We start from the raw sequence: 15,366 nt of genomic DNA on the forward strand, positions 1-15,366 counted from the left end.
AGAGGTTCACGCTCCGCCGCCGCCCTCGGGGCCGCTCTCTTCCTCCAGGAAGAGCTTGTACTCCACGCTGTCCACGAGCGCCTCCCAGGAGGCCTCGATGATATTCTCCGAGACCCCGACGGTACCCCAGACGCGCCGGCCGTCGCCCGATTCGATCAGCACCCGCGTGCGCGCGGCCGTGGCCTCCTCCGGATCGAGGATGCGGACCCGATAGTCCTTGAGCACCACGTCTGCGATCGAAGGGTAGAAACGCATCAGCGCCTTGCGCAGCGCCTGGTTGAGCGCGTCCACCGGACCGTCGCCCTCGCCCACGGTGAACTCCGTCTCCCCGCCGACGTTCACCTTGACGGTGGCCTCCGACATGCAGGGCTCGCTCTTGCTCCGCTTCTCGACCATCACCCGGAAGGCCTCGAGATCGAAAAAGGTCTTGTGCGACTTGAGCACCTTCTTGATGAGCATCTGGAACGAGGCATCGGCCGACTCGTATTCGTAGCCTTCGCGTTCGAGCTTTTCGAGCTGCTTGAGCACCTCGCGCACCTCGGGCGACTTGCGGTCGACATCAATCCCCATCTCCACGGCTTTGAGAAAGACGTTGCTCGCGCCCGAGAGCTCGGAGATCAGGACGCGGCGCTGGGCCCCCACCTTTTCCGGTTCGATATGCTCGAAGCTCGCCGGGACCTTGCGCACGCCGTCGACGTGCATCCCCGCCTTGTGCGCGAAGGCGTCGTCGCCCACGTAGGGCGCTTTGGGATAGGGACGCATGTTGGCCTCTTCCCACATGAAGCGGGCCAGCGATTTGAGGTGGCGGAGCGATGCTTCGCCGCACAGACAGTCGCAGCCCATCTTGTAGAACAGCGCGGGCGCGATCGATACGAGGTTGGCGTTGCCGCACCGCTCGCCGATCCCGTTGATCGTTCCCTGGACGTGGGTGGCTCCGGCGCGCACCCCGGCGAGGCTGTTGGCCACACCGAGTTCGGCGTCGTTATGCGCGTGCACGCCCAGCGGCGTCGTGCAGGCCTCCGCCACCGCCTCGGTGACGGCATGGATCTCCTCGGGGAGCGACCCCCCGTTCGTATCGCAGAGCACCAGACGGTCGGCCCCGCCCTCTTCCGCGGCCTTGAGCGTCTTCAGGGCGTACCCGGGATCGTCCCTGTACCCGTCATAGAAGTGCTCGGCATCGTAGATCACCTCGCGGCCCTGTTCCTTGAGGAAGCGGACCGAGTCGCGGATCATCGCCAGATTCTCGTCCTCCGTGGTACACAGGACCTCGCGCACGTGCAACAGCCAGCTCTTGCCGAAAATCGTGCAGACGGGCGTCTGCGCCTCGATCAGCGCCTGCAGACCGCGGTCCTCGGACGCGGCGGTATGCGCGCGCCGCGTGCTCCCGAACGCCGCCAGGCGGGCGTGACTCAAGCCCTCCTCGCGCAGCCGCCGGAAGAACTCCATGTCCTTGGGATTCGACGCCGCGTACCCGCCCTCGATCACATCGATGCCGAATTCATCGAGGCGGCGGGCGATGCGCAGCTTGCCCACCAGCGAAAACGATACGCCGGCGGCCTGCTCGCCGTCGCGCAGCGTCGTGTCATAGATTTCAATGCGTTGCTTGTTCATCGACTCACCCTCCCGACGCATCGGCCGTCCCGGACCGCTTCCCCGCCGCCCTGTCGCAGAACAGCGGCACGGGACGCCGCGCACACGGCGCGACTGGAAAGATTCAACTCCTCCGGCGGGTCACTCGAGTTCGAAGGATTTATGAAGGACGCGCACCGCCTCGTCCGCGGAATCCCGGGCGATGACAATCGAGATTTTGATTTCGGAGGTGGAGATCATGCCGATGTTGATTCCGTGTTCGGCCAGCGCGGAGAACATGCGCGAGGCGACGCCCGAGTGGCTCTTCATGCCGATGCCGACGATGCTGACCTTGGCGATGTCCTCGTCGAAATCGACGCCCTGCGCCTCGAGTTCCCGGGACAGTTCGTCCGCGGCGGTCTTTGCGCGCTTCATGTCCGAGACGGGGATCGTGAACGAGATATTGGTATGCCCTTCCTCGCTCACGTTCTGGACGATCATGTCCACGTTGACATCATGGTCCGCCAGCCGGTGAAACACCCGGGCGGCGACGCCGGGACTGTCCGGCACGCCGTGAAGGGTGACCTTGCACTGCCCTTTATCCGCCGCGATTCCGCGTACGACTACATCTTCCATCGAACTATCTCCTTCCACGATCTCCGTGCCGGGGCTTCGCTTGAAACTGGAGAGCACTTCGAGCCGGACGCCGTATTTCTTGGCGATCTCCACCGAACGGGAGTGCAGAACTTTGGCGCCGAGGCTCGCCAGTTCGAGCACCTCATCGCAGGTGATCCGGTCCAGCTTGCGCGCACCGGAACAGATGCGCGGGTCGGTCGTGTAGACCCCGTCGACATCCGTGAAAATCTGGCATTTGTCAGCCTCCAGGGCCGCGGCCAGGGCCACCGCGGTGGTGTCCGAGCCGCCCCGACCCAGCGTCGCCACGTCCGAGGCGGGCGTCAGCCCCTGGAATCCCGCGATGATCACCACGCGCCCGAATCCGAGCGCCTGGTGCACGCGCGCGGGATCGATGCCCGTGATCTTCGCCCGCGTGTGGGCCGCATCCGTGCGGATCCCCGCCTGGGGCCCGGTCATCGAGACCGCCTCACAGCCCATCGCATGCAGCGCCATGGTCAAAACTGAACTGGAGATCTGCTCGCCCGCCGCCATGAGCTGATCCATCTCGCGGTCGTCCGGACTCGCATGCACCTCCTGCGCAAGCTGAATCAGCTCGTCGGTGGTGTCGCCCATCGCGCTCACGACCACGACCACGTCGTTCCCCGCTTCGCGGGTCTCGTGAATCCGCTGCGCCACCCGGCGCATGCAGTCCGCATCCGCGACCGAAGATCCGCCGTATTTCTGTACGATCCGTGCCATACCGTCCCCCGGAATATCCCCGCCTGTTAACCGGATTTACCGGGCCAATGCAACCCAAAAGCACCGGGCTTTCGGCGCGCGAGGACATTAAAACCCAGTCCGAACCACACCCTCGCATTTTCCTCATCAGCATCAAACAGACAGAGGTTCCAATCAGCCCATTCCGGCAGCGTCCCGAACTCCCGGCCCAGCGCAAAAAAAACCGCACCCCCCGACTGCCATGACTCTTCCACGCTACGCCCGAGGCAACGGCCTTCGGCCTCGAGAAAACGCTCCGCTCGTGAAAACGGCGGCTTTCCCGACTGCCACGAAATCCCCCGACTGCCACGATCTTCCACGCTACGCTCGAGGCAACGGCCTTCGGCCTCGAGGAAACGCCCCGCTCGTGAAAACGGCGGCTTTCCCGACTGCCACGACATCCCCCGATCCCCCCGATTGCCACGAGGCCCGTGAGGGCCGTTGCCACGATTTCCCCGATTGCCACGATCTTCCACGCTACGCCCGAGGCAACGGCCTTCGGCCTCGAGGAAACGCCCCGCTCGTGAAAACAGCGGCTTTCCCGACTGCCACGAAATCCCCCGATCCCCCCGATTGCCACGAGGCCCGTGAGGGCCGTTGCCACGATTTCCCCGATTGCCACGATCTTCCACGCTACGCCCGAGGCAACGGCCTTCGGCCTCGAGAAAACGCTCCGCTCGTGAAAACGGCGGCTTTCCCGACTGCCACGAAATCCCCCGACTGCCACGACTGCCACGATTTCCTCGATTGCCACGATCCCCCGACTGCCACGATCTTCCACGCTACGCTCGAGGCAACGGCCTTCGGCCTCGAGGAAACGCTCCGCTCGTGAAAACGGCGGCTTTCCCGATTGCCACGAACCCCCCCGACTGCCACGATCTTCCACGCTACGCCCGAGGCAACGGCCTTCGGCCTCGAGGAAACGCTCCGCTCGTGAAAACGGCGGCTTTCCCGATTGCCACGAACCCCCCCGACTGCCACGATCTTCCACGCTACGCTCGAGGCAACGGCCTTCGGCCTCGAGAAAACGCTCCGCTCGTGAAAACGGCGGCTTTCCCGACTGCCACGATTGCCACGATCCCCCCGACTGCCACGACATCTCCCGATCCCCCCGATTGCCACGAGGCCCGTGAGGGCCGTTGCCACGACCTCCCCGCCTGCCCCGATTCCCCCATGATCACCCCTGCCCTTCACCCCGACGATGCATGGCCGGTCACCGAGCGCCACCTGCAGGCGATCTGGTATGACCGGGCGCTGCGCCCGGACCGTCTGACCACAACGGCGGGGGTCCCTGTGCGCGTGGTTCATCCGGGACGCTGGAACCTCGAGGCGGGGCCGGACTTCATGGATGCCCGGGTCCTGATCGGCGACCCGCCGCGGCCCGTGGCCGGTGACGTGGAAGTGCACCTCCGCGCGGCGGACTGGGCACGGCACGGTCATGACGCCGACCCCCGGTACTCAAAGGTTCGGGTTCACGTGACGCTCCATGCCGGGAGCGCCCCCCGGCTCCCGCTTCCACCGGGCTGCGAGGAGATCGCCCTGGCCTCCTTTCTGGAAGAAGACCTCGAGCGGATCTGCGAGCGCATCGACGTCCACTCCTATCCCTATCTCAAGCTCCCGTCGCCGACCCGCTGCGGAGAACTCCTTTCCGGCCGCCCCCCGGAGTTCAAAAGCGCGCTGCTCGAGGCGGCCGGCCGGCAGCGGATGCGGAGGCGCATCGATCGTTTCACCGCGCTCCGCGAACGGCACGGCGCCGCCGAGACGCTGTACCGCGAACTCATGGCCGGTCTCGGCTACCGCGTGAACAAAAGCGCGTTCCGCCGGGTGGCCGAGGCCGTTTCGCTCGAGCGCCTACGCGCCGCCGGCGGCCCTCTCGCGGCGACGGCCGTACTGACCGGCGCGGCCGGACTGCTCCCCGATCCCGCCGATCCGCGTCTGACGGAGGAATCGCGCCGCCGCGCACGGATCCTCTGGGACCTCTGGTTTGTGCGCAAACCGGTCTGGACCCCGCCGCTGCCCGGACGGGACGACTGGTGCGCGGCCTCGCGTAGACCGGCCAACGAGCCCGCCCGCCGCCTGGCCGCCGCCGCGCTGTGGTTCGGACCTTCCCCGGGACTCGAGGAACGACTGGCTGCGGCGCCCGCCGCCGATGCCGGGGGATTCATACGCAGGGCGATGGAGGAGCTGACCGCGCCGCGCGACCCGTTCTGGGAACGGCACTGGACGTGGACCTCGGCTTCGCGGCAGGCGCCGACGGCGCTCATCGGTCCGGGCCGCGCCCGAACCCTGCTGATCAACAGCGTCATCCCCTGGCGGCTCGCCGGTCCGGAGCCCCGCTCGGAATGCGAAACCTGTTTCCGCACCATGCCCGCCGAACCCTGGAACAGCACCCTCCGCCGCGCGGCGCGTCTCGTCCTCGGCCCCGACCACCCGTCCACGCTCTGCGCCTCCGCACTCGCGCGACAGGGCCTGATCGAGCTGCACGACCGCTACTGCCTGCCCGCGCGCGGCGTCTGCGACCAGTGTCGGCTTCCGAAAGCTATCTGTGAGTGGGAACCCTGAGTGGAAGGTTCGACGTAAACTTTTTTGGGGTGTACGACGGGAAATCCGCTCGCGTCACATCGTATTCGTACTCACCGAAGCGGTACTCGTCCTCGATTTGCCGGTTTGGAAAAGGGATCGCGCCTTCGGCGCTCCGAGTACGCGTACGAGTACGAGTACGAGCAGGAATTATGTTCACCCCCCTCACCAACCTTCATGCTCTTCATGTCCTTCATGGTGAATCCCGATCCCCCCCCGTGGTTTCTCTGACTCTCCTTTCTTACTCAGGTTTCAGGTTTCAGCTTTCTCACTCATACCTTCACTCAGATTTCCAACCTTGATTCCCGCCGCCCATTGCATTACGTCATATGGGCTCACGAAACGGCGGGCGGAGGATATCGCGGATGAAAGTACTGGTCGTGGGAAGCGGAGGACGCGAGCACGCGCTTGTGCGGACGCTGGCGTCTTCGCCCCGGAAGCCCGAACTCCTCTGCGCCCCCGGAAATGCCGGCACGGCCCGTCTCGCCCGCAATCTTCCCGTCAAAGCGACCGACCTCGACGGCCTGGTGTCGTGCGCCCGCGCTGAACGACCCGACCTTACCGTGATCGGTCCCGAAGCACCGCTCTGTGCCGGGCTCACCGATGCGCTGGAGGCCGAAGGACTCGCGGTCTTCGGCCCTTCGAAGGAGGCCGCCCGCCTCGAGGGGAGCAAAATCTTCGCCAAGGAAATCATGCAGGCCGCCGGCGTACCCACCGCGCGGGCCGAGTCGTTCGACGACCCCGCGGCCGCCTGCGCCTGTCTGCGCGAACACGGAGCGCCGGTCGTGGTCAAGGCCGACGGCCTCGCCGCCGGCAAGGGCGTGACCGTGTGCGCCTCGATCGACGAGGCCGAGCGCGCGGTGCGTGAGGCCCTCGAGGAGAAGCGTTTCGGGGACGCCGGGGGCTGCGTCCTGATCGAAGACTGCCTCCGCGGCGAAGAGGCGTCGATCCTGGCCCTCACCGACGGCGAGACCGTGGTGCCGCTGGCTTCTTCGCAGGACCACAAGCGCGCGTACGACGGCGACCGGGGTCCGAACACGGGGGGAATGGGAGCCTACTCGCCCGCGCCGGTCGTCAGCGAGGACGTATGGCGCCGGGTCATGGACGACATCTACCGCCCCACGCTGGCCGAACTCCGGCGGCGCGGCATCCGCTACAAGGGCGTGCTCTATGCGGGACTGATGATAGAACACGGTCGGCCGCGCGTGGTCGAATTCAACTGCCGCTTCGGCGATCCCGAGACGCAGGTCGTCCTTCCGCGCCTCGATAGCGACCTTCTCCCCGCGCTGCAGGCCTGCGTCGATGGAGATCTGGCCTCGGTCGAGCCGCAGTGGAAATCCGAGGCCTGCGTGTGTGTGGTCATGGCCTCGGGCGGCTATCCGGGGCCTTACGAGAAAGGGCTCCCGATCGAAGGCCTGAACGCGGCCGAAGAAGCCGGGACGATCGTCTTTCACGCCGGGACGGATGCGGATCCCGAAGGCCGGGTCGTCACCGCCGGCGGCCGCGTACTGGGCGTCACCGCCCTGGGCGCGACGCTCAAGACCGCGGTCGCCTCCGCCTACCGCGGGGCGGGAAAGATCTCCTGGGATCATGCTTTTTATCGAACCGACATAGCCCACCGCGAACTGGAAAGGGAGGAACCATGACGCAGAAAAACGGAAAGAAGATCGGAATTGTGATGGGAAGCCGCTCCGACTGGAAGACCATGGAGCACACCGTCTCCACGCTTCAGTCCTTCGACCTCGAGTGCGAGGTGCGGGTCATGTCCGCGCACCGGACGCCGGAGGACGCCGCCGAATGGGCGCGCACCGCGCGGGAGCGCGGCCTGAAAGTTATTATCGCCGCCGCGGGCGGAGCCGCCCACCTCGGGGGCGTCGTTTCGGCGCATACCTCGCTGCCCGTGCTGGGCATTCCGCTGCAGGGCTGGGCGCTGGACGGCATGGACGCGCTGCTCTCCACGGTGCAGATGCCGAAAGGCATCCCGGTCGGGACGCTGGCGATCGGCAAGGCGGGCGCCATCAACGCGGCCATGCTCGCGATCCGGATTCTCGCCCTCGAAGACGACACGCTTCAGCTGAAGCTCGAAGAACATCGCGACCGGATGGCCGAAGAAACGCGCCATGCCGATCGGGGCCTCAATGAGGAACTGGACGGCTCCTAGGGCCCCGAAGAAGCGCAGAAGAGTTGTCCGGCCACCCCAGGGCACAGGAAGCACAGAAAAGTTCTTTGGGCCACGTAGAGGCACCCTGGGCACAGAAGAGAAGTCCAGCCAGTGAATTATGAGTGAACACGCCGTCATTGATCCCGTAAATCCGGACCCGGCCCTGCTGGACCGGGCGGCGCGTCTTCTCCACGACGGCGAACTCGTGGTCCTGCCCACGGAGACCGTGTACGGAGTGGCGGCGGATGTGCGGGCGCCCGGGGCCCGCAGCCGGCTCTTTGCCGCCAAGGGAAGGCCGGCGGGGAAACCCTTCGCCCGGCTCGCGGTCGATATCGATCAGGTGGAAAAAGACGGCGCCGAAGTGGGCGAATTCGCCCGGTCGCTGGCGGACGCCTTCTGGCCCGGCCCGCTTACGCTCGTTCTGCCCACGGAATGGGCGCCGCGGGGGTATCGCGCCCCGGATCATGCCGTACCCCAGGGGGTCGGGCGGCGGCTCGGGCCCCAGGTCGCTCTGACCAGCGCCAACCGCAGCGGACAGCCGCCGGCCTGCACTGCGGACGAAGCGGTCGCCGGACTGGACATCAAGCCGGCGCTCGTGCTGGACGCGGGACCCTCCAGCGGCACGCCGAGCACCGTGGTCAGCCTCGCACACGGCTATCCCGAATTGCTGCGCGAGGGCACGATTCCCTTCGACCGGATTGAAGCCGCCTGCACGGGGGCGCGACGACGGGTCATCCTCTTCGTCTGCACCGGAAATACGTGCCGCAGCCCGATGGCCGAACACCTGTTCCGCGAACGGCTGGGGGATCGCGCCGAATGGTCCGCGCAGTCCGCCGGCATCAGTGCGGCCGAAGACATGCCCGCGACGCAAAACGCGGTCCATGTGCTCCGGGAGAAGGGGATCGACATGTCCGGCCACCTCAGCCGGCGGCTGACGACCGCCCTCGTACGCGATTCGGATCTGATCGTGACGATGACGGCCGCCCAGCGGGAGGAAGTCTGCCGGCTGGCCCCGGAATGCGCGAGCCGGGTCAAACTGCTGACCTCGTTCCACGTAAACGGCGGCGGCGAGGATGTTCACGATCCGATAGGCGGCGATGAAGAGGCCTACCGGCAGGTCAGGGACCGTATCGACAGCGCGCTCTCGGATCTGATACTCTATCTGCTTGATTACGTGTGAACGAAAGAATGGGTAAGGAGATTGCATGAAGATCGCTATCGGCGCCGACCACGGCGGCTACGAGCTGAAACAGGAGATCATCGAACGACTCGGGAAACGCAAAGGCCTCGAGATTGAAGACTGCGGCTGCCACAGCCGGGAGTCGGTGGATTATCCCGACTACGCCCGCGACGTGGCCGGAAAAGTTTCGGAAGGCTCGGTCGACGAAGGCATCGTGGTCTGCACGACCGGCGTCGGCGTTTCCATGACCGCCAACAAATTTCCCCACGTCCGCGCCGCGCTGTGCGTTACGCCGCACATGGCCACGATGGCCCGCCGGCACAATAAAGCCAACGTCCTGTGCATGGGCTCGACCACCGTCGAAGGCGAGGCCGTGCCGGGCATCCTCGAGGCCTGGTTCGCGGCGGAGTTTGAAGGCGGGCGGCATCAGCGCCGCGTGGACAAGATATCCCAGTGCGAAACGACGCTCGCGGAACTGATCGCCCTCTACGACACGGATCCGGAAGTCTACAGCGGCGTGCGCGCCGAAGACCGGCGCCAGGAGGAGAACCTGGAACTGATCGCCTCCGAGAACATGGCCTCCCGCGCCGTGCGCCAGGCGCAGTCCTCGCGCATGACCAATAAATACGCCGAGGGCTATCCCGGGAAGCGCTGGTACAACGGATGCGAGTGCGTCGACGAGATCGAGCGCCTCGCCATCGACCGCGCCCGGGAGATCTTCGGCGGGGAACACGTCAACGTCCAGCCCCACAGCGGCAGCGCCGCGAACATGGCGGCCTATTTCTCCGTGCTCGAACCCGGCGACACCATGCTGGCGATGAGCCTCGCGGAAGGGGGCCACCTCACCCACGGTCACCCGATGAATTTTTCGGGGCGGTTCTTCAATATCGTCCCCTACGGGGTCGACGAAAAGACCGAGCAGATCGATTACGACCGCCTGGCGGAGCTGGCCTCCGAACACAAGCCGAAGATGATCGTCGCCGGCGCCAGTGCGTATTCGCGGCTGATCGACTTCAAGCGGCTGCGCGCGATTGCCGACGACGTCGGGGCGTACCTCACGGTCGACATGGCGCACATCGCCGGACTCGTCGCCGCGGGTTGCCATCCGAACCCGGTGCCGTATGCCGAGTTCGTGACGACGACGACCCACAAGACGCTGCGCGGGCCGCGCGGCGGCATGGTGCTGTGCCGTGAGGCCTTCGCGAAGGAAGTCGACCGCCAGGTCTTTCCCGGCATCCAGGGCGGGCCGCTGATGCACACCATCGCGGCCAAAGCCGTCTGCTTCCACGAGGCGCTGCAGCCGGAGTTCAAGACCTACCAGCAGCAGGTGGTGCGCAACGCGCAGGAACTCGCCGCCGCCCTCCAGGAACAGGGTATCCGGATCGTGTCCGGCGGGACTGACAATCACCTGATGCTCGCCGACCTGACCTCGGTCGAGATCTCCGGAAAGGACGCCGCCAACGCGCTGGATAAGGCGTCGATCACGGTGAATAAGAACTCGATCCCGTTCGACGGCAAGAGCCCCTTTGTGACCTCCGGCATCCGGCTGGGCACGCCCGCGGTGACGACCCGCGGCATGGGTCCGGAACAGATGCGGGAGATCGCCGGGCTGATCGCGGACCTGCTGCAGAACGCGTCGGACCGCAAGACCATCGCGCACGTGCGCGAAAAGGTCCTGCACATGACGTCCCAGTACCCGCTCATCTAGCCCGCGGAAACCGGGGCTTGCACCGGGCGCATTCCTGTGTTACGCACGGGTCCACCTGAGGTGAGGAGCGGCATCCGAACCCGAGGGTACAACCCGACCGCTGAGTGTGCGATCTGAGACCCGGGAGAGCGGAGCTCTCCCGTCATTCGAGGAACGCGCGCGGGACGCCGCTCCGCAGCCTGAGGCTGACGGAGTTTTTTTGCGGGAGGGTGTCATGGAACGACGGCTGGGCTTTATCGGTATCGTACTGGAAGACCGCGAGCACGCGGCCCCGGCGGTCAATGCCCTGCTTACGGAATACGGCGGGCTGATCGTATCCCGCACAGGGGTGCCCTACCACCGCCGCCACTGCGCGGTCATCGCACTGGTGGTCGACGCCACGACCGACGAACTCGGCAAGCTCACCGGACAGCTCGGACGCATCGACGGCGTCTCCGTGAAGTCGATGCTCAGCAAACACGCGCCGACGGCCGATCGGGAAGGCTGCGGGGAGGGTCTGCCTTCATGACCGCCGCCACGAAAAGAGCTCAGGAAACGCGGACGGAGCGGGACGCGCTCGGCGAACGCCGGATCGCCGCGCAGGCTCCATGGGGGATTCATACCGAACGGGCGCGGGACAATTTCCGGCTGACCGGCCGACCCGTACGCCGCGCATTCATCCTCGCCCTTCTGGACGTGAAGCGCGCCTGCGCCGAGGCCAATCGGGAGCTGGGCCACCTCGAGGACCGTGTCGGCGAGGCGATCGTGTCCGCGTGCGAGGACCTGATCGCGGACTTCACGCACGAGGCCTTCCCGGTCGATGCGCTGCAGGGCGGCGCGGGGACCTCGCTGAACATGAACGTCAACGAAGTCGTCGCCAACCGCGCCCTCGCCCGGCTTGGCCGCGCATCCGGGGACTACGGCACGGTCCACCCGCTGGACCACGTCAATCTCCACCAGTCCACCAACGACACGGTGCCCACGGCACTGCGGGTGGCGGCCATCCGGGGCCTGCGCGAACTGAGCGCCGCCTTCGCGGAGCTGCAGGGCGCGTTTCAGCGGAAGGAACAGGCCTTCGCGAATATCGTCGCCCTCGGGCGCACCGAGCGCGTGGCCGCGGTCCCGCTGACGCTCGGGGCGGAGTTCTCCGCGTTCGCGGGGGCCTTCGCGCGCGACCGCTGGCGCACGTTCAAATGCGAGGAGCGGCTGCGGGTCGTCAATCTCGGCGGCACGGCGGTCGGTACGGGGCTGACCGCCCCGCGCGACTACATCTTTCTGGCCATCGAGAAACTGCGCACCGCGACCGGGGTCGGGCTCAGCCGCGGCGAGAACATGGTCGACCAGACCGCCAACGCCGACGCCTTCGTCGAGGTCTCCGGCGTGCTCGACGCCGCGGCCTCGAACCTGATCAAGATCGCCGACGATCTGCGCACGCTTTCCATGCTGGGCGAAATCCGGCTCCCCGCCGTGCAGCCGGGGTCCTCCATCATGCCGGGCAAAGTCAACCCGGTGATCCTCGAATCCGTGATCCAGGCCGCGATCCGGGTACGGGCCCACCACGGAACGGTCGCCGACGGCGCCTCCCGGGCCTCGCTGCAGATCTGCGAGTTCCTGCCGCTGCTCGGCGACGCGCTGCTGGAGTCGATCGAACTGCTCGCGAACGCGGCGCAGAGCCTGGCCGTTCACGCGGACGGCATCGAAGCGGACGCCGCGCGCTGCCGCGAACACCTCGACCGCAGCCCGGAACTGATCACCGCCTTCGTCCCGGAACTGGGCTACGACCGCTGTGCCGGTCTGGTGAAGGACTGGAAGTGCACGGACCACGGGGATATGCGGGCGTTCCTTAAGGAGAAACTGGGCGACGATGCCGTAAGGGAGAGGCTCTCCCCACAGGCCCTGACCGCCCTGGGCCACCAGGAGGCTCGGAAAAAATACTGAACCGGGCCACAAAGGGGCACAGACAAAATACGTTAGATGGACGACAAGCAGATCTTTGCACTCTGCGACACCATCCGCAGCACAGCCTGGAAACTTCACCGTTATCTGAGACACGGGCATGCGGAAAAAGTTTATGAAAACCACACCTAAAAGCCTGCGCCTGCACCTGGCCATCTTCGGTCGCACGAACACCGGGAAGTCGAGTTTCCTGAATCTCGTGGCCGGTCAGGATGTGGCGATCACCTCCGACGTGCCCGGCACGACCACCGATGTGGTGGAGAAACCGATGGAACTGCTGCCGGTCGGGCCGGTGGTGTTTCTGGATACGGCGGGGCTCGATGACGTATCCGCGCTCGGCGAACGGCGGATTGACAAGACCGAACGGGTGTTCGACCGGGCCGATGTGATCCTGCTGATCACCGAACACGGACGCGAGACGGATTTCGAATCGGAAGTGGAGCACAAGGCGGCCGAACGGAACACGCCCGTGCTGCGGATCCACAACAAGGCCGATCTCTACCGCCCCCCTGCCGATCATGACGGCATCGCCTGCTGCTCGGTCGACGCGGGTTCGCGCACCGGGGTTCTCAACGCGCTGAAGCGCGAGTTGCTGAAAATCTGCCCCGAGGATTTCGTCCGCCCCCCGCCGCTGGTCGGCGATCTGCTCCCGCCGGGCGGGCTGGCGGCACTGATCGTGCCGATCGATCTGCAGGCGCCCAAAGGCCGCCTGATCCTCCCGCAGGTGCAGACGATCCGCGACGCGCTGGACAGCGACGCGGCCGCGCTGGTGGTCAAGGAACGCGAATACCGGGCGCTTCTCGATCGGCTTTCCGCCCCGCCCGACCTGGTCCTCTGCGATTCGCAGGTCGTGCTCAAGATGACCGCCGACACCCCGCCGGAGGTGCCCTGCACCACGTTTTCGATCCTCTTCGCGCGGCTCAAGGGAGACCTGTCCGCCTTCGCCCGCGGCGCCGCCGCGATCGACCGGCTGACGGGGAGCAGCCGCGTGCTGATCGCGGAATCCTGCTCGCATCATGCGCTCGAGGACGACATCGGGCGCGTGAAGATCCCGCGCTGGCTGCGCCAGTACACCGGAGCGGCGCTCGAATTCGAAGTCTGCGCGGGCCGGGATTTTCCGGACGACCTGGACTCGTACGACCTCGTCGTCCAGTGCGGCGGCTGTATGCAGAACCGGCGCGAGATGCTCTCGCGCCTCGCCAAATGCGCCGAGGCCCGCGTACCCGTCACCAACTACGGGATGGCTATCGCCTCCACACAGGGCGTGCTCGAGCGCGTCCTCACCCCCTTCCCCGCCGCGCTGCTCGCCTGGAAACGCGAACGGGATCGAACGAACACACCACCGCAAACCGGGGAAACCGCATGAGCACACTGAAAGAGAAGATCATCAAGCCCGACGAGATTACGAAGTACATGGACGGCGATCGCGACTTCATCGACGACGGCGCGATTGAGCGGACCCTAGCCCAACACTGCGACCCCGATCCGACGCAGGTGCGCGACATCCTCGCCAAATCCCGTGCCGTCGAGACGCTGACCCCGGACGAGACGGCGGTGCTGCTGCACGTCGAAGACCCGGAACTGCTCGAGGAGATGCGCCAGACCGCGCGCGAGGTCAAACTCAAGGTCTACGACAACCGCATCGTGACCTTCGCCCCGCTCTACATGAGCAACCTGTGCGTCAACAACTGCGCCTACTGCGGATTCCGAACGGGCAATCCCGACGCCGTACGGCGCAAGCTATCGATGGACGAAGTCCGCCGCGAGACCGAAGCGCTCGCCGGCGAGATCGGGCACAAAAGGCTGATCGTCGTGTACGGGGAACATCCCGAAACCGGGGCGGAGTACATCGCCGACACCATCCGTACCGTCTACGACGTCGAAGTCCCCGTCCGTCACGGAAAGGGCTGCATCCGCAGGGTCAACATCAATGCGGCCCCGATGTCGATCGACGACCTCAGGATGCTTCACGACGTCGGCATCGGCACGTTCCAGGTCTTCCAGGAAACCTATCACCACGACACCTACGCCTCGCTGCACCCCGCCGACACGATCAAGGGCGATTACCGCTGGCGGCTCTACTGCATGCACCGGGCCTTCGAGGCCGGCGTGGACGACGTCGGCATCGGCACACTGTTCGGCCTGTACGACTGGCGTTTCGAGGTGATGGGGCTGCTGCAGCACGCCCGCGAGCTGGAGGATAAATTCAACATAGGACCGCACACCATCTCGTTTCCGCGGCTCGAGCCGGCCGGCGGCTCGCCGTTGACCCGCCATCCGCGGCACCGCGTATCCGATGAGGATTTCCGCAGGCTGGTTACGGTGCTTCGGCTGGCGGTGCCCTATACGGGACTCATCATCACCGCGCGCGAATCGGCGGAGCTGCGCGACGAGGTGCTGGTGCACGGCTGCACGCAGACCGATGCCTCGACGCGGATCGGGATCGGCGCATACAGCGAGACGGACGAGGACCAGCACGAGGAACGCCAGCAGTTCATGCTGGGCGACACGCGCAGCCTCGAGGAACTGATCGTCGCGCTGGCGGAAAAGGGGATCATCACCTCCTTCTGCACCGCAGGCTATCGCTGCGGCCGCACGGGCGAGTGCATCATGGACCTGCTGCGCACCGGACAGGAGGGCAGGTTCTGCAAGCTCAACGCCGTACTCACTTTCCGCGAGTGGCTCGACGACTTCGCAAGCGAGGAGGCCCGCACACTCTGCGAACCCGTGGTTCAACAGGAAATCGCGGAAATCCGCGAGCGAGTTCCGCAGGTGTACGAGAAGTTCATGGAGCACTACCACAGGACCGCGGCCGGCGCGCGGGATCTGTACTTCTAGGAT

Annotated in this window: 12 protein-coding genes; 9 read left to right on the top strand and 3 right to left on the bottom strand. The window is 66.1% G+C overall.

The window, feature by feature from the left end; translation table 11 throughout:
* Positions 1–6 precede the first annotated feature (6 nt).
* The 3 genes from cimA to L21SP4_RS13120 form a co-directional block, all read right to left on the bottom strand.
* A complete protein-coding gene (gene cimA / locus L21SP4_RS09045; protein ID WP_052882349.1) occupies positions 7–1,611 on the bottom strand; it encodes a citramalate synthase in 1,605 nt (534 codons plus the stop codon).
* Between the two features lie 120 nt (positions 1,612–1,731).
* Positions 1,732–2,943 carry an aspartate kinase gene (locus L21SP4_RS09050; RefSeq protein ID WP_052882350.1) on the bottom strand — a complete coding sequence of 404 codons (1,212 nt, stop codon included), beginning with the start codon at positions 2,941–2,943 and terminating at the stop codon, positions 1,732–1,734.
* A gap of 26 nt (positions 2,944–2,969) precedes the next feature.
* Positions 2,970–3,362, bottom strand: a complete 393-nt coding sequence (locus L21SP4_RS13120) for a hypothetical protein (RefSeq protein WP_160300773.1) — start codon at positions 3,360–3,362, stop codon at positions 2,970–2,972.
* Positions 3,363–4,134: 772 nt separating this feature from the next.
* Between L21SP4_RS13120 and L21SP4_RS09055 the strand changes: the two genes are divergently transcribed.
* The 9 genes from L21SP4_RS09055 to hydG all read left to right on the top strand — a co-directional run bounded on the left by L21SP4_RS09055 (position 4,135) and on the right by hydG (position 15,363).
* A complete protein-coding gene (locus L21SP4_RS09055; RefSeq protein ID WP_052882351.1) occupies positions 4,135–5,523 on the top strand; it encodes a DUF2851 family protein in 1,389 nt (462 codons plus the stop codon).
* Positions 5,524–5,906: 383 nt separating this feature from the next.
* Positions 5,907–7,187 carry a phosphoribosylamine--glycine ligase gene (gene purD / locus L21SP4_RS09060; RefSeq protein ID WP_052882352.1) on the top strand — a complete coding sequence of 427 codons (1,281 nt, stop codon included), beginning with the start codon at positions 5,907–5,909 and terminating at the stop codon, positions 7,185–7,187.
* Entirely contained in the window at positions 7,184–7,702 is a 519-nt protein-coding gene (gene purE / locus L21SP4_RS09065; RefSeq protein WP_052882353.1) for a 5-(carboxyamino)imidazole ribonucleotide mutase, read from the top strand. The genes purD and purE overlap by 4 nt, the downstream gene beginning before the upstream one ends.
* A gap of 118 nt (positions 7,703–7,820) precedes the next feature.
* Positions 7,821–8,882 (top strand): arsenate reductase/protein-tyrosine-phosphatase family protein, encoded by a 1,062-nt coding sequence (locus L21SP4_RS09070; protein ID WP_052882354.1) that lies wholly within the window; start codon positions 7,821–7,823, stop codon positions 8,880–8,882.
* Positions 8,883–8,907: 25 nt separating this feature from the next.
* A complete protein-coding gene (gene rpiB / locus L21SP4_RS09075; protein ID WP_052882355.1) occupies positions 8,908–10,590 on the top strand; it encodes a ribose 5-phosphate isomerase B in 1,683 nt (560 codons plus the stop codon).
* Positions 10,591–10,804: 214 nt separating this feature from the next.
* Complete coding sequence (locus tag L21SP4_RS09080; RefSeq protein ID WP_052882356.1) at positions 10,805–11,098, top strand: TM1266 family iron-only hydrogenase system putative regulator; 294 nt, start codon at positions 10,805–10,807, stop codon at positions 11,096–11,098.
* Positions 11,095–12,507, top strand: coding sequence for an aspartate ammonia-lyase (locus tag L21SP4_RS09085; RefSeq protein ID WP_052882357.1), 1,413 nt, complete (start codon positions 11,095–11,097; stop codon positions 12,505–12,507). Before L21SP4_RS09080 ends, L21SP4_RS09085 begins: the two co-directional genes overlap by 4 nt.
* Positions 12,508–12,640: 133 nt before the next feature.
* The gene (gene hydF / locus L21SP4_RS09090) at positions 12,641–13,891 is read left to right on the top strand and encodes a [FeFe] hydrogenase H-cluster maturation GTPase HydF (RefSeq protein ID WP_052882358.1); all 1,251 of its coding nucleotides are present in this window, start codon (positions 12,641–12,643) and stop codon (positions 13,889–13,891) included.
* The gene (hydG, locus tag L21SP4_RS09095; protein ID WP_052882359.1) at positions 13,888–15,363 is read left to right on the top strand and encodes a [FeFe] hydrogenase H-cluster radical SAM maturase HydG; all 1,476 of its coding nucleotides are present in this window, start codon (positions 13,888–13,890) and stop codon (positions 15,361–15,363) included. The genes hydF and hydG overlap by 4 nt, the downstream gene beginning before the upstream one ends.
* Positions 15,364–15,366 lie beyond the last annotated feature (3 nt).

Origin of the sequence: Kiritimatiella glycovorans, from assembly GCF_001017655.1 — a bacterium.
GTDB classification, from domain to species: Bacteria; Verrucomicrobiota; Kiritimatiellia; order Kiritimatiellales; family Kiritimatiellaceae; genus Kiritimatiella; species Kiritimatiella glycovorans.

Coding starts and splice junctions, on each gene's coding strand:
- cimA (WP_052882349.1), bottom strand. CDS start 1,611: ATGAACAAGCAACGCATTGAAATCTATGACACGACGCTGCGCGACGGC.
- L21SP4_RS09050 (WP_052882350.1), bottom strand. CDS start 2,943: ATGGCACGGATCGTACAGAAATACGGCGGATCTTCGGTCGCGGATGCG.
- L21SP4_RS13120 (WP_160300773.1), bottom strand. CDS start 3,362: ATGTCGTGGCAGTCGGGAAAGCCGCCGTTTTCACGAGCGGGGCGTTTC.
- L21SP4_RS09055 (WP_052882351.1), top strand. CDS start 4,135: ATGATCACCCCTGCCCTTCACCCCGACGATGCATGGCCGGTCACCGAG.
- purD (WP_052882352.1), top strand. CDS start 5,907: ATGAAAGTACTGGTCGTGGGAAGCGGAGGACGCGAGCACGCGCTTGTG.
- purE (WP_052882353.1), top strand. CDS start 7,184: ATGACGCAGAAAAACGGAAAGAAGATCGGAATTGTGATGGGAAGCCGC.
- L21SP4_RS09070 (WP_052882354.1), top strand. CDS start 7,821: ATGAGTGAACACGCCGTCATTGATCCCGTAAATCCGGACCCGGCCCTG.
- rpiB (WP_052882355.1), top strand. CDS start 8,908: ATGAAGATCGCTATCGGCGCCGACCACGGCGGCTACGAGCTGAAACAG.
- L21SP4_RS09080 (WP_052882356.1), top strand. CDS start 10,805: ATGGAACGACGGCTGGGCTTTATCGGTATCGTACTGGAAGACCGCGAG.
- L21SP4_RS09085 (WP_052882357.1), top strand. CDS start 11,095: ATGACCGCCGCCACGAAAAGAGCTCAGGAAACGCGGACGGAGCGGGAC.
- hydF (WP_052882358.1), top strand. CDS start 12,641: ATGAAAACCACACCTAAAAGCCTGCGCCTGCACCTGGCCATCTTCGGT.
- hydG (WP_052882359.1), top strand. CDS start 13,888: ATGAGCACACTGAAAGAGAAGATCATCAAGCCCGACGAGATTACGAAG.